This is a genomic window from Pseudomonas sp. A25(2017) (genome assembly GCF_002001065.1).
Lineage (GTDB): Bacteria > Pseudomonadota > Gammaproteobacteria > Pseudomonadales > Pseudomonadaceae > Aquipseudomonas > Aquipseudomonas kilonensis.
Genome location: NZ_MUOA01000033.1, coordinates 1 through 17323, shown reverse-complemented (window position 1 = coordinate 17323; position 17323 = coordinate 1). Strand labels below are relative to the sequence as shown.

Annotated in this window: 17 protein-coding genes; 12 read left to right on the top strand and 5 right to left on the bottom strand. The window is 62.1% G+C overall.

Annotated features, from left to right (window positions below; translation table 11 throughout):
- Positions 1-57: 57 nt before the first annotated feature.
- The 6 genes from B0E42_RS01855 to B0E42_RS01830 all read left to right on the top strand — a co-directional run bounded on the left by B0E42_RS01855 (position 58) and on the right by B0E42_RS01830 (position 7926).
- Entirely contained in the window at positions 58-1890 is a 1833-nt protein-coding gene (locus B0E42_RS01855) for an acyclic terpene utilization AtuA family protein (RefSeq protein WP_077505444.1), read from the top strand.
- A gap of 139 nt (positions 1891-2029) precedes the next feature.
- Positions 2030-3646, top strand: coding sequence for a geranyl-CoA carboxylase subunit beta (gene atuC, locus B0E42_RS01850; RefSeq protein WP_077505442.1), 1617 nt, complete (start codon positions 2030-2032; stop codon positions 3644-3646).
- 33 nt (positions 3647-3679) lie between these two features.
- Positions 3680-4837 carry a citronellyl-CoA dehydrogenase gene (gene atuD / locus B0E42_RS01845; protein WP_077505440.1) on the top strand — a complete coding sequence of 386 codons (1158 nt, stop codon included), beginning with the start codon at positions 3680-3682 and terminating at the stop codon, positions 4835-4837.
- Positions 4838-4972: 135 nt separating this feature from the next.
- Positions 4973-6943 carry an acetyl/propionyl/methylcrotonyl-CoA carboxylase subunit alpha gene (locus tag B0E42_RS01840; RefSeq protein WP_077505438.1) on the top strand — a complete coding sequence of 657 codons (1971 nt, stop codon included), beginning with the start codon at positions 4973-4975 and terminating at the stop codon, positions 6941-6943.
- 62 nt (positions 6944-7005) lie between these two features.
- The gene (locus B0E42_RS01835; protein ID WP_077505436.1) at positions 7006-7548 is read left to right on the top strand and encodes an exonuclease domain-containing protein; all 543 of its coding nucleotides are present in this window, start codon (positions 7006-7008) and stop codon (positions 7546-7548) included.
- Positions 7549-7641: 93 nt separating this feature from the next.
- Positions 7642-7926, top strand: coding sequence for a pyrimidine/purine nucleoside phosphorylase (locus B0E42_RS01830; RefSeq protein ID WP_014337306.1), 285 nt, complete (start codon positions 7642-7644; stop codon positions 7924-7926).
- Positions 7927-8107: 181 nt separating this feature from the next.
- Here the strand turns inward: B0E42_RS01830 and B0E42_RS01825 are convergent, their stop codons facing one another.
- Positions 8108-8917: an MOSC domain-containing protein gene (locus tag B0E42_RS01825; protein ID WP_077505434.1), complete on the bottom strand. Its 810-nt coding sequence runs from the start codon at positions 8915-8917 to the stop codon at positions 8108-8110.
- A 71-nt stretch (positions 8918-8988) separates the two neighbouring features.
- A complete protein-coding gene (locus tag B0E42_RS01820) occupies positions 8989-9912 on the bottom strand; it encodes a chemotaxis protein CheV (protein ID WP_003183670.1) in 924 nt (307 codons plus the stop codon).
- Positions 9913-10393: 481 nt separating this feature from the next.
- Here B0E42_RS01820 and B0E42_RS01815 point away from each other — a divergent pair, with 481 nt between their 5' ends.
- The 3 genes from B0E42_RS01815 (at position 10394) to B0E42_RS01805 (ending at position 12646) form a co-directional block, all read left to right on the top strand.
- Positions 10394-10864, top strand: coding sequence for a hypothetical protein (locus B0E42_RS01815; protein WP_018603181.1), 471 nt, complete (start codon positions 10394-10396; stop codon positions 10862-10864).
- A 232-nt stretch (positions 10865-11096) separates the two neighbouring features.
- Positions 11097-11990 carry a sensor histidine kinase gene (locus tag B0E42_RS01810; RefSeq protein WP_018603179.1) on the top strand — a complete coding sequence of 298 codons (894 nt, stop codon included), beginning with the start codon at positions 11097-11099 and terminating at the stop codon, positions 11988-11990.
- The gene (locus B0E42_RS01805; RefSeq protein ID WP_053181546.1) at positions 11987-12646 is read left to right on the top strand and encodes a response regulator transcription factor; all 660 of its coding nucleotides are present in this window, start codon (positions 11987-11989) and stop codon (positions 12644-12646) included. The genes B0E42_RS01810 and B0E42_RS01805 overlap by 4 nt, the downstream gene beginning before the upstream one ends.
- Here the strand turns inward: B0E42_RS01805 and yegS are convergent.
- Positions 12630-13547, bottom strand: a complete 918-nt coding sequence (yegS, locus tag B0E42_RS01800) for a lipid kinase YegS (RefSeq protein ID WP_053181548.1) — start codon at positions 13545-13547, stop codon at positions 12630-12632. The two genes, B0E42_RS01805 and yegS, sit on opposite strands and share 17 nt — an antisense overlap.
- A 348-nt stretch (positions 13548-13895) precedes the next feature.
- On the opposite strand from yegS, the gene B0E42_RS31390 reads away from it, so the two are divergent.
- Entirely contained in the window at positions 13896-14204 is a 309-nt protein-coding gene (locus B0E42_RS31390) for a hypothetical protein (protein WP_256578264.1), read from the top strand.
- 60 nt (positions 14205-14264) lie between these two features.
- Here B0E42_RS31390 and glp read toward each other — a convergent pair whose 3' ends face one another.
- Complete coding sequence (gene glp / locus B0E42_RS01790; RefSeq protein ID WP_168188488.1) at positions 14265-15452, bottom strand: gephyrin-like molybdotransferase Glp; 1188 nt, start codon at positions 15450-15452, stop codon at positions 14265-14267.
- 22 nt (positions 15453-15474) lie between these two features.
- Positions 15475-16014: a molybdenum cofactor biosynthesis protein B gene (moaB, locus tag B0E42_RS01785; RefSeq protein WP_003183685.1), complete on the bottom strand. Its 540-nt coding sequence runs from the start codon at positions 16012-16014 to the stop codon at positions 15475-15477.
- Positions 16015-16092: 78 nt separating this feature from the next.
- On the opposite strand from moaB, the gene mobA reads away from it, so the two are divergent.
- Positions 16093-16695 (top strand): molybdenum cofactor guanylyltransferase MobA, encoded by a 603-nt coding sequence (gene mobA, locus B0E42_RS01780; protein WP_018603171.1) that lies wholly within the window; start codon positions 16093-16095, stop codon positions 16693-16695.
- Positions 16696-16770: 75 nt separating this feature from the next.
- Positions 16771-16992 (top strand): YgdI/YgdR family lipoprotein, encoded by a 222-nt coding sequence (locus B0E42_RS01775; RefSeq protein ID WP_018603169.1) that lies wholly within the window; start codon positions 16771-16773, stop codon positions 16990-16992.
- Positions 16993-17323 lie beyond the last annotated feature (331 nt).

Sequence of the window (17323 nt, the reverse complement as noted above, 5' to 3'; positions counted from 1 at the left end):
TTTACAGACCAAGCGCTTGCTTGGTAGTCTCGAGCCACCTTTGCCGGAGGGAGCGCCATGCCCAAAACGATCCGAATCGGTTGCGCCAGCGCCTTTTGGGGCGATACCTGTACTGCGGCGGCGCAACTGGTCGAGGGCGGGGCGCTGGATTACCTGGTATTCGACTACCTGGCCGAGGTGACGATGTCGATCATGGCGGGAGCGCGGCTGAAGGATTCTTCAAGCGGCTATGCCACGGACTTCATCGAGGTCCTCACACCGCTGCTACGGCGTTTGTATGACGATGGGGTGCGCGTGATCAGCAACGCCGGCGGGGTCAATCCCCAGGCTTGTGCGAAGGCCCTGCAAGCCGCCTGCGACCAGGCGGGCGTGCCGTTGAAGATCGCCGTGCTGCTGGGCGATGACCTGCAACCGCAATTCGAACGGCTCGCCGCCCAGGGCATCCGTGAAATGTTCAGTGGCGAGCCCCTGCCGCCCGCGTGCGTGTCCATCAACGCCTACCTCGGCGCGCCCGGCATCGTCGAGGCGTTGCGCCTGGGGGCCGATGTCGTGATCACCGGCCGCGTGGTGGACAGCGCCGTGGTCAGCGCCGCCCTGGTGCATGAATTCGGCTGGGCCTGGGACGATTACGACCGATTGGCCCAGGCCGCATTGGCCGGGCACCTGATCGAGTGCGGCGCCCAGTGCACGGGCGGCAACTTCACCGACTGGCAGCAAGTCCCGGGTTATGAACACATCGGCTTTCCCATCGTTGAGGTCAGCGCCGACGGCCAGTTCACGGTTACCAAAACCGAAGGCAGCGGCGGATTGGTCACGCCATTGACCGTCGGCGAGCAGTTGCTCTACGAAATCGGCGACCCGCAAGGCTATCTGTTGCCGGACGTGATCTGTGATTTCAGCCAGGTCAGGTTGATCCAGCAAGGCAAACACGCCGTGCACGTCCACGGCGCCAAGGGCTTGCCGCCCACCGATCAATACAAGGTCAGCGCCACCTGGCCGGACGGCTGGCGCTGCACCGCCACCTGCCTGATCGCCGGCATTGATGCGGTGGCCAAGGCTGAACGGGTCAGTCAGGCAATCGTCACCAAGACCTCACAGATTTTCAGCCAACGAGGCTGGGCGCCCTACAGCGAAGTGAACATCGAACTGCTGGGCAGCGAAGCTACTTACGGCCAGCACGGCCAGCGCCGGGACAGCCGTGAGGTGGTGATCAAGCTGGCGGTTCGGCACCCGGAGAAACAGCCGCTGGTGCTGTTTTCCAGGGAGATCGCCCAAGCCGCCACCGGCATGGCGCCGGGGCTGACAGGGCTGGTCGGTGGCCGGCCGACGGTGTCGCCGTTGATTCGCCTGTTCTCGTTCCTGATCGACAAAGCCACTTGCCGGCTCGACATCGAACTCGACGGCCAGCGTCACCCTTGCCCCCTGCCCACTTTCGCACCGCTGCACACCGTCGATCTGCCGGTCGCCCCGAATGTGCCCAAACCCCAGGGCCGGGCCGATGCCAGCGTACCGCTGGTCAAACTGGCGGTGGCGCGCTCCGGCGACAAGGGCAACCACAGCAACATTGGCGTGATCGCCCGTGAACCCGAATACCTGCCCTGGATCGCCGAAGCGCTGACGCCGGAGGTGATGGTCGACTGGATGAGCCACGTGCTCGACCCGCGGTTGGGCCGGATCGAACGCTGGTACCTACCGGGCACCCACAGTTTGAATTTCCTGCTGGAAAACGCCCTCGGCGGCGGCGGTGTCGCCAGCCTGCGCATCGATCCCCAGGGCAAGGCGTTCGCCCAGCAGTTGCTGGAAATTCAGATTCCGGTGCCGCAACAGATTGCCGACCGGGTCAACGCCTCCCCACACCGCCCTGATGCATGCCTGACCCGTAGGAGCTGACGAGTGCAACGAGGCTGCGATCTTGTCCCGGACAATTGAGTCGCGAGCGAAAGATAAAAATCAAGATCAAAAGATCGCAGCCTTCGGCAGCTCCTACAGGGGGGGCGATTTTGCGCTAATCCGTTTGAAAGGAGTTTGCATGCCAGTCATCGAATCGCACCTTGATCCCCATAGCGCTGACTTCACGCGCAACCACGCGGCGATGCTGGCCGGCGTCGAACATTTGCGCCAACTCGAACAGGCCGTGCTGGAGAAAGCCGCCCAGGCCCAGGGCAAGTTCGACCAGCGCGGCCAACTGTTGCCGCGCCAGCGTTTGAACTTGCTGCTCGACCCCGGCGCGCCGTTTCTCGAGCTGGCGAGCCTGGCCGGCTACAAACGCCATGACGACAAGGACGGCAGCCAGGCCGGCGGCGGCCTGATCGCCGGGATCGGCTACGTGTCCGGGGTGCGGGCGTTGGTGGTGGCCAACAACAGCGCAATCAAGGGCGGCACGATTTCCCCCAGCGGCTTGTACAAGACTCTGCGCCTGCAACAGATCGCCATGGAAAACAAACTGCCGGTCATCACCCTCGCCGAAAGTGGCGGCGCCAATCTCAATTACGCCGCGCAGATTTTCGTCGAAGGCGCGCGCTGCTTCGCCAACCAGGCGCGCATGTCGGCCATGGGCCTGCCGCAGATCACCGTGGTGCATGGCTCGGCCACGGCCGGTGGCGCCTATCAGCCGGGTTTGTCGGATTACGTGGTGGTGGTGCGCGACAAAGCGCGGCTGTTCCTGGCCGGGCCGCCGTTGCTCAAGGCGGCGACCGGCGAAGTGGCCAGCGAGGAGGAACTGGGCGGTGCGCAGATGCATGCGCAGGTGGCGGGCACCGCCGAATACCTGGCCGAGAACGACGCCGACGGCGTGCGCCTGGCCCGGGAGATCCTCAGCCTGCTGCCCTGGAATGCGCAACTGCCGCCACAGCCCGAACGGAGCTGGACGGAGCCGCTCTACCCCGCCGAAGAATTATTGGGACTGATCCCCGACGACCCGAAGAAACCCTATGACGTGCAGGAAATCATCGCCCGCATCGCCGACGGCTCGAATTTCCTGGCCTTCAAAAGCGAGTTCGACGCCCAGACGATTTGCGGCCACCTGCACATTCGCGGCCATGCCTGTGGCTTGATCGGCAACAACGGACCGATCACCCCCCAAGGCGCCAGCAAGGCCGCGCAGTTCATCCAGTTGTGCGACCAGAGCCGTACGCCGCTGCTGTTTTTGCACAACACCACCGGGTTCATGGTCGGCACCGAGTCGGAGCGACAAGGGGTGATCAAGCATGGTGCCAAGATGATCCAGGCGGTGGCCAATGCCCGAGTGCCCAAGCTGACCGTCGTGGTGGGCGGCTCCTACGGCGCCGGCAATTACGCGATGTGCGGCCGTGGGCTGGACCCACGCTTCATCTTCGCCTGGCCCAACAGCCATACGGCGGTGATGGGCGGCGCCCAGGCCGGCAAGGTCCTGCGCATGGTCACCGAGGCCACGCAGATCAAGAACGGTCTGACCCCCGACCCGAAGATGCTGGACCTGCTCGAGCAAACCACCGCGCAGAAACTCGACAGCCAGTCCACCGCCCTCTACGGCAGCGCCAGCCTGTGGGACGACGGGCTCATCGACCCGCGCGACACCCGCACTTTGCTGGGCTTGCTGCTGGACATCTGTCACCAGGCCGAGCAGCGGCCACTGCAAGCCAACAGCTTCGGCGTGGCCCGTTTCTGAGGACGCTCCACGGCTCACAGGAGAACACTAAAAATGATCTTCACCCAGGAACACGAAGCACTGCGGCGCACCGTTCGCCAGTTTGTCGAGCATGACATCAACCCTTACGTCGACGAATGGGAGAAAGCCGGGCGTTTTCCCATCCACGAGGTTTTCCGCAAGGCCGGCGAGCTGGGACTGCTGGGCATTTCCAAACCAGCTGCCTTCGGCGGCATGGGCCTGGACTACAGCTATTCGATCGTCGCGGCCGAGGAATTCGGCACCATTCATTGCGGCGGCGTGCCCATGTCCATCGGCGTCCAGACCGACATGTGCACCCCGGCCCTGGCCCGCTTCGGTTCCGATGAGTTGCGTGAAGCGTTCCTGCGCCCGGCCATACGCGGCGAACAGGTCGGCTGCATCGGCGTCTCGGAGGTCGGCGCCGGCTCCGACGTCGCCGGGCTCAAGACCACGGCGCGCAAGGACGGCGACGACTACGTCATCAACGGCAGCAAGATGTGGATCACCAATGCACCCAGCGCCGATTTCATTTGCCTGCTGGCCAACACCTCGGACGACAAGCCCCACGTCAACAAATCGCTGATCATGGTGCCGATGCACAGCCCCGGCATCAGCCTCGGCCAGCACCTGGACAAACTCGGCATGCGCAGCTCGGAAACCGCCCAGGTGTTTTTCGACGACGTGCGAGTGCCACAACGCAATCGCATCGGCCAGGAAGGCGCCGGGTTCATGATGCAGATGCTGCAGTTCCAGGAAGAACGCCTGTTCGGCGCGGCCAACATGCTCAAGGGCCTGGAGCATTGCATCGACAGCACCATCGCGTACTGCAAGGAACGCAAGACTTTCGGCGCGGCCCTGATCGACAACCAGGTGATCCACTTTCGCCTGGCGGAACTGGCCAGCGAGATCGAATGCCTGCGGGCGCTGGTCTACCAGGCCACCGAGCAGTACATCAACGGCCAGGACGTCACGCGGCTGGCGTCGATGGCCAAGCTCAAGGCCGGGCGCCTGGCCCGGGAAACCACCGACAGTTGCCTGCAGTACTGGGGCGGCATGGGCTTCATGTGGGACAACCCGGTCGCCCGGGCCTATCGCGACGTGCGGCTGGTGTCCATCGGTGCCGGTGCGGACGAGATCATGCTGGGCATCATCTGCAAGCTCATGGGGATTTTGCCGGGGAAGCACAACTGAGTACATCGCCTGCCAGACCGCCATCGCGAGCAAGCTTTGCTCCCACAATGCCCAGTGAGTGCATTCACCTGTGGGAGCAAAGCTTGCTCGCGATGAGGCCCAAACAGACACCACAAAAACCCAGGAATGAACCCCATGCCCGCCTTCAGCAAAATCCTCATCGCCAACCGCGGCGAAATCGCCTGCCGGATCCAGCGCACCGCCCAGGCCCTGGGCTATCGCACGGTGGCGGTGTTCAGCGAGGCCGACGCCGAGGCGCTGCACGTGCGCATGGCCGATGAAGCGGTGTTGATCGGCCCAGCCGCGGTGCAGCAGTCCTACCTCAACCCCTCGGCCATGCTCGATGCAGCCCGGCGCTGCGGGGCCGATGCGATCCATCCCGGCTACGGCTTTCTTTCGGAAAATGCCGGGTTTGCCAAGGCCTGCGAAGCGGCCGGCATCGTGTTCATCGGCCCCAGCCCCGAAGCCATCGACCTGATGGGCAGCAAGCGCCGGGCAAAAATCGCCATGATTGAAGCCGGCGTTCCCTGCATCGCCGGTTACCAGGGCGCCGCCCAGGACGACGACACGCTGCAGCGCGAAGCCGGGCGCATTGGCTACCCATTGATGATCAAGGCCAGCGCCGGTGGCGGCGGTCGAGGCATGCGCCTGGTCCAGCGCGCCGAAGACCTGCTGGAGCAGTTACGCAGTGCGCGCTCGGAGGCCCTGCACGGTTTTGGCAACGACGAGTTGATCCTCGAACAGGCCTTGATCGATCCGCGGCATGTGGAAGTGCAGATTTTCGGCGACCACCATGGCCAGCTGATCCATTTGGGCGAACGGGACTGCTCGATCCAGCGGCGCCACCAGAAAGTCATCGAGGAAGCGCCCTGCCCGGTCATGACCACTGATCTGCGCCAGGCCATGGGCGACGCAGCACTCAAGGCCGGACGCGCAGTGAATTATGTCGGTGCCGGGACCGTGGAGTTCCTGCTCGCTGCGGACGGTCGGTTTTACTTCCTGGAGATGAACACGCGCCTGCAGGTCGAACACCCAGTCACCGAGTTGATCACCGGCCTGGATCTGGTGGCCTGGCAATTGGACGTCGCCGCCGGCAGGCCCCTGCCCCTGCGCCAGGAGCAGGTGACGCTCAGCGGCCATGCCATGCAAGTGCGGCTGTACGCCGAGGACCCGGCGGCGGATTTCCTGCCCCAGACCGGGCGGCTGATCGGTTGGGAGCCGCCTATACAGGACGGCGTGCGAATCGACCATGGCCTGCTGGAGGGCCAAGCCATCACCCCGTTCTACGATTCGATGCTGGGCAAGCTCATCGTCCACGGTGCCACCCGTGAGGAGGCCCGGCGCAAGTTGTTGCGAGCGGTGGAAGATTGCGTATTGCTTGGCGTCCAGAGCAACCAGCGCTTGCTCGCCGGGTTGCTGGCACATCCGCGGTTCATCGACGGCGCCTTCGGCACCGGTTTCATCGGGCAGCACTTAGCCAATCATGCGGCGCTCTTGCCCCTTGAGCCCTCTGCCGAACAACTCGCCATTGCCACGGCGGCGTTCTATCAGGCCTCGCAAACACGGCATGCCCCCGACCTTGGCGGATGGCGCAACAGCCTCGGCGCGGCGCTGCATTATCGAATCGGCATCGACGAGCACGACTGGGCGCTGAGCCTTGAGGCCAAAACCGACGGGACACTGCACATCCGCAGTGCCGGGCGCTTGATCGAACTGAGGCTGCTCGACGCTGACACGTATGGCGCAACGCTGATCATCGACGGGATTCGCCAGCGCCATGCCTGGCGCCTCGATGGCAACGATCTCTGGCTGTTCACCCGCCCTGGCGGCCTGCACCTGCAAGATCGGACCCTGGCCGCCATCGCCGCCAAGGCCAGCCCTAGCGATGGCACGCTCAAGGCGCCAATGGACGGCGCCATTGTCGAGCTGCTGGTCCGCGAAGGCAGCCCAGTGCGCCAAGGCCAGCTGCTGATGGTGCTTGAGGCCATGAAAATGGAGCACCCACTCAAGGCCGGCGTCGACGGCGTGGTCAGGCAATTGCAGGTCACGCGGGGTGACCAGGTGAAAAACCGCCAGGTTTTGTTGCGCGTTGAAACAGCCCACTAGTCGGATGCCGCGGGTTTGACTACGCTCAAACCCATCAGCACGCCGATACCGGGAACCCTGCAATGCCTCACTGGCTGGTGATTGATCTGGAGGCCACCACCGATGAAGGTGGCTGGCCGGTAACCGAAATGGAAATTATCGAAATCGGCGCCACGCTGGTGAATCGTGACGGTCGCGAGGTGGATCATTTCCAGCGTTTCGTGCGGCCCCTGAGGCGGCCGCTGCTCACGCCCTTCTGTCGCGAACTGACCCACATCACCCAGGCCAATATCGACGGTGCCGCGCCCTTGAGCGAGGTCTGGCCGGCGTTCGAGCGCTGGCTGGCGCCGTATCAGTCGAAGCTGGAAAGCTGGGTCAGTTGGGGCGATTACGACCGCAAGCAACTGCTTCAGGAATGGCAGCACCAGCAGTTGCACAGTGTCCTCGGCCAGGTGCCGCACATGAACCTCAAGCAACGCTTCGCCAAGGTCCGTCGACTGGAGCGACCGCTGGGGCTCAATGGCGCGCTGCAACTGGCTGGCCTGCAATTCTGCGGTCAACAGCACCGTGCGCTGGAAGACGCGCGCAACACCGCGCGGTTGTTGCCCCTGGTGCTTCCGGGTTGAACGCCTGCCACCTGCTGGTGCGGCAGATGACGAATGTTGCAGCCTTGTGCATACTGACCGGCCTTTTCCAGCCCCTTTTTCGAGGAATCGCCCATGTTTAAAGTCAACGAGTACTTCGACGGCACCGTCAAGTCGATCGCTTTTGGCACTGCCGAAGGCCCTGCGACCATCGGCGTCATGGCACCGGGCGAATATGAGTTCGGCACGGCCCAACGGGAAATCATGCACGTGGTCTCCGGCGCCCTGACCGTGAAACTGCCTGACAGCACCGACTGGGAAACCTTCGAGGCCGGCAGCCAGTTCAATGTCCCGGCCAACAGCAAGTTCCAGCTCAAAGTGGCCGTCGATACCGCTTACCTGTGTGAGTACCGCGGCTGATTCTGTGGCATAGATACGCCGCTCATCTGTGGCGAGGGGATTTATCCCCGCTGGGCTGCGCAGCAGCCCCAAAAAGGCTGAACACAATCAGCCTGATACACAGAGGGCGGCAGGTCTGGGGCTGCTTCGCAGCCCAGCGGGGATAAATCCCCTCGCCACACATTTTTATTCACGGATCTTTTTATTCGAGCACTTCAACCGGCATGCCGACTTCAAGCCGACCGTTGCTGTCGTTGACCAGGTTCTGGCCGAACATCGCACCGTCCGGTGTCGAACGGTATTGCTGCAAGGTGGCAAAGGGTTCGCGATTCGGATCGCGTTCGCCGGTTTGCGGATCGACCGTGGTCATGATGCAGCGCGAGCATGGCTTGACCAGCCGGAACTCCACCTCACCGATACGAATGCGCTTCCAGACGTCCTCGGCAAACGCCTCGCTGCCCTCGATCACCAGGTTGGGACGAAAGCGCAACATTTCCAGCGAACGACCAACCCGGCTCGACAGGTCCTGCAAGGACGCCTGGCCAATCAGCAGCAGGGGGAAACCATCGGCAAAGGCGACCTTGTCGTCGTCCTTGCCATAACCGGCTGCCGTGGTGCGCGCCAGTTCCACCGGCACGTGCACCAGCCGCGTGGGGGTGCCGATGAATTCGCTGACCCAGGCCGCGGCCTCGTCACCGGCATCCGGCACGCGCAAGGTGTCACGCCAGATGATCACTGCGCGCCGCTGCTCTTCCTGGGTTGGCGGCAGCGGCACGTCGATGGCGCCATGGCCCGGCGCGCTGAGCGTCAGGCCGCCCGCTTCGTTCCACAAGGCTGAGAGCTGGCTCATCTTCGCCACGGCGCGCTGGGTCAGGAAACGACCCGTGCCCTCATCCACCAGCATCCAGCGCCGATCACCGTCCAATCCCAGCTTGTCCAGCCCAATCCCTTGCAGGGGCTGGCCCTGGCCGGACTTCAACGGATACCGATACAGCGCGCTCAGCCGCAACATGGTCAACTTCCCTGGTGGCGAAAAAATGCCACCTTATACGAGCCGGCCATCGAAGCAAACCATCCTCGGCTTCAGTCGAGCATCAGCCGCTGACGCACCACGTCGACCAGCTTGTCCGGCTGGAATTTGGAGAGGAAGTTGTCGCACCCGACCTTCTTGACCATCGAATCGTTGAAGCTGCCGGACAACGAGGTGTGCAGTACGACATAGAGCCCACGCAAACGCGGATCGTTGCGGATTTCGGTGGTCAGGCGGTAGCCGTCCATTTCCGGCATTTCCGCGTCGGTGAAGATCATCAGCAATTTATCGGTCATCACCTCGCCGGTATCGGCCCAGGCCTTGAGCATGTTCAGGGCTTTGAGGCCGTCGCTGGCGATGTGCATTTTCACGCCCAGTTGCCCGAGGGTATCGCGCAGTTGCGAGAGCGCGACGTTGGAGTCGTCCACCAGCAGCACTTCGCGGCCTCGGGCGCGCTCCAGCACCGGGTCTTCGAGTTTGTCCCGGGAGACCTTGGCGTTGTACGGCACGATTTCGGCCAGGACTTTTTCCACGTCGATGATTTCCACCAACTGATCGTCCACCTTGCTGATGGCCGTCAGGTAGTGCTCACGGCCGGCGCTGGTCGGCGGTGGCAGGATGGCTTCCCAGTTCATGTTGACGATGCGGTCGACACCGCCCACCAAAAATGCCTGAACCGAGCGATTGTATTCGGTCACGATAATGGTGCTGTTAGGACCTGGCACCAGCGGACGCATGCCAATGGCCTGGGACAGGTCGATCACCGGCAACGTCTGGCCCCGCAGATTGACCACGCCGCACACGAACGGATGGCGCTGCGGCATCAAGGTCAGCTTCGGCAGTTGCAGGACTTCCTGGACCTTGAACACGTTAATGGCGAACAACTGCCGCCCCGCCAGGCGGAACATGAGAATTTCCAGGCGATTCTCACCCACCAGTTGGGTTCGTTGATCTACTGTGTCGAGAATGCCGGCCATCGATGACTCCTGGGCTTGTTCGGATGAATCCAATAAAACAGATATCGGCTGCACCAACCGAATCTTGACCCCGGATAAAATACAAGTGAGGGGGCATTGATGTCACATTAACATCATGCTTTACTGGCTTCGCAACTTCATCTGCGATTTCCCTCGCCGCGCGACCCAGGTTTGCGCGCAAAGTTCCGCTGCCTAAGGGATTCCCCTAGGCACAATCAGGTCCAACCTGATATTCCCGTTATCCAATAGCCATTAATGTGACGCCATTCTCATTGCTGAACGGAGTCAGGCTTTTGTGCGCGACCATTGGACATCGGACCTCCAGTCTTTCGGCCGATCCCACCCGTGCAATTGTTTGCGAATTCACTTTCGCTGAACGGCAGGGGCGTGTCGCCGTGCGTCCGTCCGCAATCGACCTTGAGATCCAGCCGTTCGCCATAAGCGGTTTTCTTTCGCCTGACATGATGTTGTGGAGATAAGCATGCCGAACGATCGTAGGAACTGGAGTCAGCGTCTTCCCGAACTTCTGATCGAAGCCGAGACGCTGTTGGCCAAGTCGGAGGAATGCCTGAGCCATCTGCAATTGATCAACAACGACAAGGACGCCATCGATTGCATGCTCAGCACCTTGCTGAAACTCTCGAACAAGGCCAATGCCCTGGCGCTGGAAGCCGTTTCGGAGTTTTCACTGCATATCCATGGTTTGCTCAATCACGCGCAAAACCACATGGAGTTGCATGACCAGGCCTTGGACGCCCTGAAGGATTGCTTGACCCTGATGGCCTGGCAACTGGAACTGGTCGATCACACCACAGGCCAGTTGAGCCTGGACAGCAGTGAACAGATCTCGTTGATCGAGGCATTTGCTTTCCAGGTAGGCCAGTGTCCTGGCCAGGCATTGGCAGCGCCACGTCCGCTGGCGTTGATACCCTACTCCCAGAAACAAGCCTGATGCGATGATATCGGCTCAATGCGGCGCGCCCGGCCCATGGTGCTTTCGCCGCGCCATGCCGAGCGCGACCAACGATAAGCGAAGTGGTACCATCTCGCGCGTCAGCCACTTCAAGACAGCGCCGTAAAAGCCGCCAACCGAAGCCGCCCTCGACCTGAAACGTTTACCCGACCGGCCTGTCAGATGCGCTGACCGGCCTGCCCGCAGCGAACATTCATTGGCTCCATCCGCTATGTACGCCAGCCTCAAGTCATTCATCACCTGGCCTCCCTCCCGAGAAAACGCCCGTCGCTTCACATTATTGTTGTGCGTCTGCTCGACCCTCGGCAGCCTGCTGGCCTACCTGTTCGCCCATACGGTGCCGTTGAGCCTGTTGGCACTGAATGTCGCAGCCATGACCTGTGTCTGGATCCACCATCGATTGTCGCGCAAATCCATCAAGTTCCAGCCCCAGGAACTGGCCGACCGATTACTTGAAGTGCAGGAAAACGAGCGCCATCGTCTGAGCCGCGAATTGCACGACGACATTGGCCAGTTGCTGACCGCGGCGAAACTGCAAGGCGAATGGCTCAAGCGACGGATGCCGGAAGAATTGCAAGGCCAATGCGCGCTGCTCTGCGAGATCCTGGACGAAACCCTCAACAAGGTCCGCGATGTATCGGCGATCCTCAACCCCAGGGAACTGACCAGCCTCGGACTTGAAGCCAGCCTGCGGGCACACCTGCTCAAGACGCTGGCCAACGTCCCGGTGAAATGGAGCCTCGATTGCCAACAGCGTATGGCAGGCATCCCCGAGGAAATGTCGGTCGCGGTGTTCCGGATCACCCAGGAAGCGGTCACCAACATCTTGCGTCATGCGCGGGCGACGAATCTGCTGGTACGCCTGCAACGCCTGCCCGACGGCCTGACCCTGGAGATCAGCGACGATGGCCTGGGGTTTGTCCCGGCCACCCACCCCGCGCGCGAAGGTCAACGGGGCATGGCCGGCATGTTGGAGCGAGTCGAACAATTGGGCGGCACCCTCAAGGTCATCAGCGAGGCCGGCAAAGGCACGCACATCGAAGCACGCTTTCCCTGGGCACCGCGTGCCCTGGAACGAGCCAGTAAGAATAAGGTTCTCCTTTGATTTGTAATTTGCTTCTGGTAGATGACCATTCCCTGATCAGGGCCGGCGTACGCGCGCTGGTCATGGATATCCCCGGTTATGCCGTCATCGGCGAGGCCAGTGATGGCACGCAATTGGTGGAATTGGTCGAACGGCTGAACCCCGATATCGTACTGCTGGACATCTCCATGAAGCACACCAGCGGCCTGGACGCCCTGCTACAGCTCAAGCGAGTGCGCCCCCACAGCAAGGTGCTGATCCTGTCCATGCATACGGATCCGGCGCTGATCATGCAGGCGCTGGAATCCGGAGCCCATGGCTATCTGCTCAAGGACACCACTGCCAATGAGCTGAAACACGCCCTGGAGGCGTTGCGCAACAATGAACGCTACCTGAGCCCGGCCATCGCCCACACCGTGATCAACCAGGCGCTGACTCGCGTCCAGAAGCACCAGCCGGCCCCCGCCCAGGCCCATAACCTGACAGCACGCCAACTGGAAATACTGCGATTGATCGTACGCGGCAAGTCCACCCGGGAAATTGCCAACGGCCTGAACCTGAGCATCAAGACCGTCGAAACCCACCGGGCGCAAGTCATGAAGCGCCTGCAGATCCATGACGTGGCCGGCCTGGTGCTGTTCGCGGTGCGCGAAAAAATCATCAGCCTGGACGATTGAGCGCAGCCGCACCGCCCAACAGCGGCGAATCGGACGGCAGATGCACGCGCAGTGCCTTCGGGCGGACAGTGAAACGCAGGGCGTCGACCTGCAACGGCTCGCCATCGAGATTGATATCCAGGCCTTGGGCGACCTTGATCTCCACCCATGGCAAGCGCGCGCGAACAAACATGTTGTCGATGCCCAGGCCGCCCGCCAGCAAGTCCTTCAACGTACTGACCACTTCCTGAGGCGCCGGCAGGATGCTGATGTCCAGCAACCCATCATCGGCCAACGCCTGCGGGCACAGCACATGGCCTCCCCCCGCCTGTCGACCATTGCCGATACCCAGCGCGAGCAAATCGCCCTGCCAGTGGAAATCGGGGCCTTGCAACTCACCATAGGCGGCACTCAGCTCACTGAATCGCGACAGGCCGGTGAACAGGTAGGCCGCGCCCCCCAGGACTTTCTTGAGGTCCTCGGAGGTGTTCGCCGTCACCTGGCTGCCAAAACCGCCAGTGGCCATGTTCAGGAAAATCCGGCCGCAGACTTCGCCCACATCCACCGCCCGTGGCGCAACGTCAAGCAAATCCAGGGCCTGCGCCGGCTCCAACGGAACGCCGGCGGCCCGGGCGAAATCGTTGGCAGTGCCCAGCGGCAGCAGTACCAGGCTGGCATCGCTCGCTTTGAGGACGATCGCTTCGGCGATGTCACGCAAGGTCCCATCGCCGCCGCCGGCGATCAGTCGCGTATAACCGGCCTCCAGCGCCTCGTCGACGCATCGTTGGGCATCACCGGCTTCCCAGGTCAACCGTACCGCCAGGTCCCAGCCCTGCTCGCGCTTGAGCATCACCGCCGTGCGAACCTCTTCGTTGAGCGCTTGCTTGCCATGCAAAATCAACAGCGCCTTGCCTTTGCTCATCGTTGTCTCCGTCATTGGAAGGTTCAGGAAATGTGACCGCTCATTCGACCGAAATAGCCTCGATGAAGCTCAATTCATTAAAAAAGGCAGGAAGGTTTGCCCCGGGAGAAAAACCGTTGGGCAGCTCGCACGACCGATACGCCTTGATTTGAAGAGTTTTCTTACAAGATCTGGCGAATCGGCTCAATTGACCCTCTAGCGGTATTGAGAGACCTTGGCCTTCTGTTCTGCTGGAACGCTAAAACCCTCATCACACAAGGAAGCACTTACCCATGGATGGATACGTCACGGCCCGTCGGGGCCGGATCAGTCGTTTGAACAGTTATGGCCAAGGGGATGAACCGTCCCATGCATAACCGTGAATACAAACTGTTGCCCCGGCAGCGCCCGTCCTTCGGGAACGGGCGGGCCGATACTCGGAACGAATGCAAAAGTTGCAGTAATCCCGCTGGAGGAATTGATTTGGAACCGCGCGTCGTTGAACTGGAAATCCACCTCAAATACATCCGCAAAGACATGGATGAAATTCGCACCGACGTAAAGGTGATCCGCCACCGGCTGGCCTACTCGGCTGGCGCTGCAGCGGTGGTGCTCGGACTGCTGGGCTGGATTGCGAACAATCGATTCGATCAGTTGGTGATGCTGCTCACACGATGAAGGGTGAGACGCATGCAGGCCCGAGTATCCGACTCGGGCCGCAGAACACCTGCCACAGGGCTAGCCAAGGACTTCACTCAAGGGAATGAAGCCCACTTCATCGCCCTCCACCAGCGTCCGTCCCTCGAGCACTTCGACCAGCCCTTCGGCCCAGGCCGCGCTGCGCAGGACACCCGAGCTCTGATTTCGGTAGATGATCGCTCGACCATTCTCCATGCGGCCGCGCAAGTACTCTCGTCGAGCGCCCGCCTTCGGCCAGGCGAAACCGGCCGGCACCTTGAACTTGAGCGGCGCCACCGACTGAACGCCCTGGCGTCTCAGCAGGTAAGGCCTTGCCAGCAATGCGAAAGTCACGAGGGTGGAGGCCGGGTTTCCAGGCAGGCCTATGACCGGCACGCCGCGGTAATGCCCGAACGTCAGCGGCTTACCCGGCTTGATGGCGAGTTTCCAAAGCGCCAGCTCACCGTCCTCGCGCAAGGCGATGCCCAGGAAGTCCGCCTCCCCCACCGATACCCCGCCGGTGGACAGGATCAGATCGACATCTGACAACTGTGCCAGGCGCTCGCGGGTGGCCGATAAATCATCGGGCAGGATACCCGCGTCAACCACCTCACACCCCATGCGTTGCAGCCAGCCACACAGCAGCACGCGGTTGCTGTTATAGATCTGGCCTGGGCCCAGCGCCTGACCGGGTTCGACCAGCTCATCCCCCGTGGACAGGACTGCGACGCGGACCTTGCGCACCACCTCCAGCGATGCACAGCCCAAGGAGGCCGCCAGCCCCAGCTCGATCGGCCCCAGGCGAGTGCCAGCAGAGAGAACCTGCTCCCCGACGGTGGTCTCCTGTCCCTGGGGGCGAATGTTCTGCCCGCTGACCATACGCTCGGTAAAGCGCACCCGCTGGTCGTCTTCAACCACGGCATTTTCCTGCATCTCGACGCAATCCGCGCCGGCCGGGACTGGCGCCCCAGTGAAGATTCGCGCGCACGTGCCAACGGCCAGCGGCTCCGGGGCCTGCCCGGCAAAAATCCGCTGGCTGACCCTCAACGGCTCGCCATTCCCGTCAGCCAGCCGCAAGGCATAGCCGTCCATGGCGCTGTTGGGCCATGGCGGCAAATCAAGGGTCGACACCAGATCCTCGGCGAGCACTCGCCCTAGCGCCGCGGCCAACGGCAAATGCTCGCGCTGGACAATCGGCGTGGCCGCCGCCATCTCGAGCAGTCGCTCCAACGCGACCTCAACGGCCATCAAGGCCCCGGCCTTGCCCGGTTTACCCACGGGATTCACAAGGCGCTGCCTGTTTCAAATGAGCCACGAAGTTGCACGGCCGATGCCGCACATCCAGTTGTTCAGCCAGGATGCCATCCCATCCGGTACGCACCGCATTGGTCGAACCCGGCAGGCAGCACACCAGCGTGCCATTGGCCAGGCCAGCCAGCGCCCGGGACTGCACGGTGGAAGTACCGATGTCGGCCACGGATATCTGTCGGAACAACTCACCAAAACCATCGACCTGCTTGTCCAGCAGGCACGTGACGGCTTCCGGCGTACTGTCACGCCCCGTGAAGCCGGTGCCGCCAGTGATCAACACCACCTGCACCACGTCCTCGGCAATCCAGGTCGCGACTTGCGCGCGGATCTTGTACAAATCATCTTTGAGCAGGACCCGCTCCGCCAGGTTGTGCCCGGCCGCCGTGAGCCGATCGACGAAGACCTGCCCGGACGTATCGGTTTCCAGGGTACGGGTATCACTGACAGTCAGCACCGCGATATTGAGCGGCACGAAAGGTACATCAGCCTTGGCTTTCATAGGCTCGTCCAGTTGTGGAGGAAACAGCCCGGTGTTATATCACAGCGCTTCATTTTTTCGCCCGTGCGGAGACACGCCATGACCTCGAACACGTCACTGCCACCCTGCTCCATCCTGCTCCTGGCGGGCGGGCGCGGACAACGCATGGGCGGCCAGGACAAAGGCCTGGTGCCGTGGCAGGGCGAACCGCTGATTGCCCATCTGCATCGCCAGACCCGCGCCATGAGCGATGATCTGATCATCTCCTGCAACCGTAATGCGCAACGTTATGCACCGTATGCCGATCAGTTGGTGCATGACGAGGAAGGCGACTTTCCCGGGCCACTGGCGGGCATCCGGGCAGGCCTCAAGGCTGCGAAGCATCCGTATTTGCTGGTGCTGCCGTGTGATGTGCCGCAAATCGACGCCAACCTGCTCGACAACATGCGCAGGACGGCCAGCCAGCACCCCGACCAACCGTTGATGGTGCGCCACGGCGAGCATTGGGAGCCGTTGCTGTGCGTCATCCCGTTGACTCTGGCAGCACGCTTCGAACAGGCCTGGAGCGAAGGCGAACGCAGCCCCGGTCGCATCATGCGCGCGCTGCACGCCGTTGCCTTGCAATGCCCTGCCGACGATCCGCGGCTGGCAAATCTGAACACACCGGAGTTACTGGCCCGACACAAAGGCGTGTCAGATTGACACTAGCCAGGAACTTGCGCGCGATGTATACGTCTGAAGGTCAGTAACTTGAAGAATCCATTTCGGAGAAACACCATGACACAACGGACCCTCGCCACGTTCATGCTCGCTCTGGGCCTCGCCACCCTTGCCGGGTGCGCTTCGCCAACAGTGATCACCTTGAATGACGGTCGCGAAATCCAGACCGTCGATGCCCCACGTTACAATGAAGAAAGCGGCTTCTACGAATTCGAGCAACTGGATGGCAAGCAGACTCGTGTGAACAAGGATCAGGTTCGTACCGTTAAGGATTTGTAATCTGTAACGCTGCTGCCCTAAGTCGCTAGAAAAAACGGCGCTTCCTGAAGAGGGAGGCGCCGTTTTTTTTGGGGGCTTGGTTTTGGGCTTGGTTTTGGGTGTATATCCGTTGCTGCGGTAACGGCCACTTAGGGTTCCGCCCTGACGGCGGGTCACTTTCGAAAAGCCCGGAAGCCGGCCCAGTCGAAAGTAACCAAAGCGCTCCTGCCCCACCACTCGGCACCTCGCCTAGGCTCGGTGTGCCCTCACTCCGGCATTGCTCCGTGGGCCCGCCGCGAAGGGCCATCCATGGCCCAGCGCGGCTATCCCGGCATCCATGCCGGGATGCCCA

What these genes read in the sequence shown, in the direction of transcription:
- B0E42_RS01855 (WP_077505444.1), top strand. Translation starts at nt 58, where the DNA reads ATGCCCAAAACGATCCGAATCGGTTGCGCCAGCGCCTTTTGGGGCGAT.
- atuC (WP_077505442.1), top strand. Translation starts at nt 2,030, where the DNA reads ATGCCAGTCATCGAATCGCACCTTGATCCCCATAGCGCTGACTTCACG.
- atuD (WP_077505440.1), top strand. Translation starts at nt 3,680, where the DNA reads ATGATCTTCACCCAGGAACACGAAGCACTGCGGCGCACCGTTCGCCAG.
- B0E42_RS01840 (WP_077505438.1), top strand. Translation starts at nt 4,973, where the DNA reads ATGCCCGCCTTCAGCAAAATCCTCATCGCCAACCGCGGCGAAATCGCC.
- B0E42_RS01835 (WP_077505436.1), top strand. Translation starts at nt 7,006, where the DNA reads ATGCCTCACTGGCTGGTGATTGATCTGGAGGCCACCACCGATGAAGGT.
- B0E42_RS01830 (WP_014337306.1), top strand. Translation starts at nt 7,642, where the DNA reads ATGTTTAAAGTCAACGAGTACTTCGACGGCACCGTCAAGTCGATCGCT.
- B0E42_RS01825 (WP_077505434.1), bottom strand. Translation starts at nt 8,917, where the DNA reads ATGTTGCGGCTGAGCGCGCTGTATCGGTATCCGTTGAAGTCCGGCCAG.
- B0E42_RS01820 (WP_003183670.1), bottom strand. Translation starts at nt 9,912, where the DNA reads ATGGCCGGCATTCTCGACACAGTAGATCAACGAACCCAACTGGTGGGT.
- B0E42_RS01815 (WP_018603181.1), top strand. Translation starts at nt 10,394, where the DNA reads ATGCCGAACGATCGTAGGAACTGGAGTCAGCGTCTTCCCGAACTTCTG.
- B0E42_RS01810 (WP_018603179.1), top strand. Translation starts at nt 11,097, where the DNA reads ATGTACGCCAGCCTCAAGTCATTCATCACCTGGCCTCCCTCCCGAGAA.
- yegS (WP_053181548.1), bottom strand. Translation starts at nt 13,547, where the DNA reads ATGAGCAAAGGCAAGGCGCTGTTGATTTTGCATGGCAAGCAAGCGCTC.
- B0E42_RS31390 (WP_256578264.1), top strand. Translation starts at nt 13,896, where the DNA reads ATGCATAACCGTGAATACAAACTGTTGCCCCGGCAGCGCCCGTCCTTC.
- glp (WP_168188488.1), bottom strand. Translation starts at nt 15,452, where the DNA reads ATGGCCGTTGAGGTCGCGTTGGAGCGACTGCTCGAGATGGCGGCGGCC.
- moaB (WP_003183685.1), bottom strand. Translation starts at nt 16,014, where the DNA reads ATGAAAGCCAAGGCTGATGTACCTTTCGTGCCGCTCAATATCGCGGTG.
- mobA (WP_018603171.1), top strand. Translation starts at nt 16,093, where the DNA reads ATGACCTCGAACACGTCACTGCCACCCTGCTCCATCCTGCTCCTGGCG.
- B0E42_RS01775 (WP_018603169.1), top strand. Translation starts at nt 16,771, where the DNA reads ATGACACAACGGACCCTCGCCACGTTCATGCTCGCTCTGGGCCTCGCC.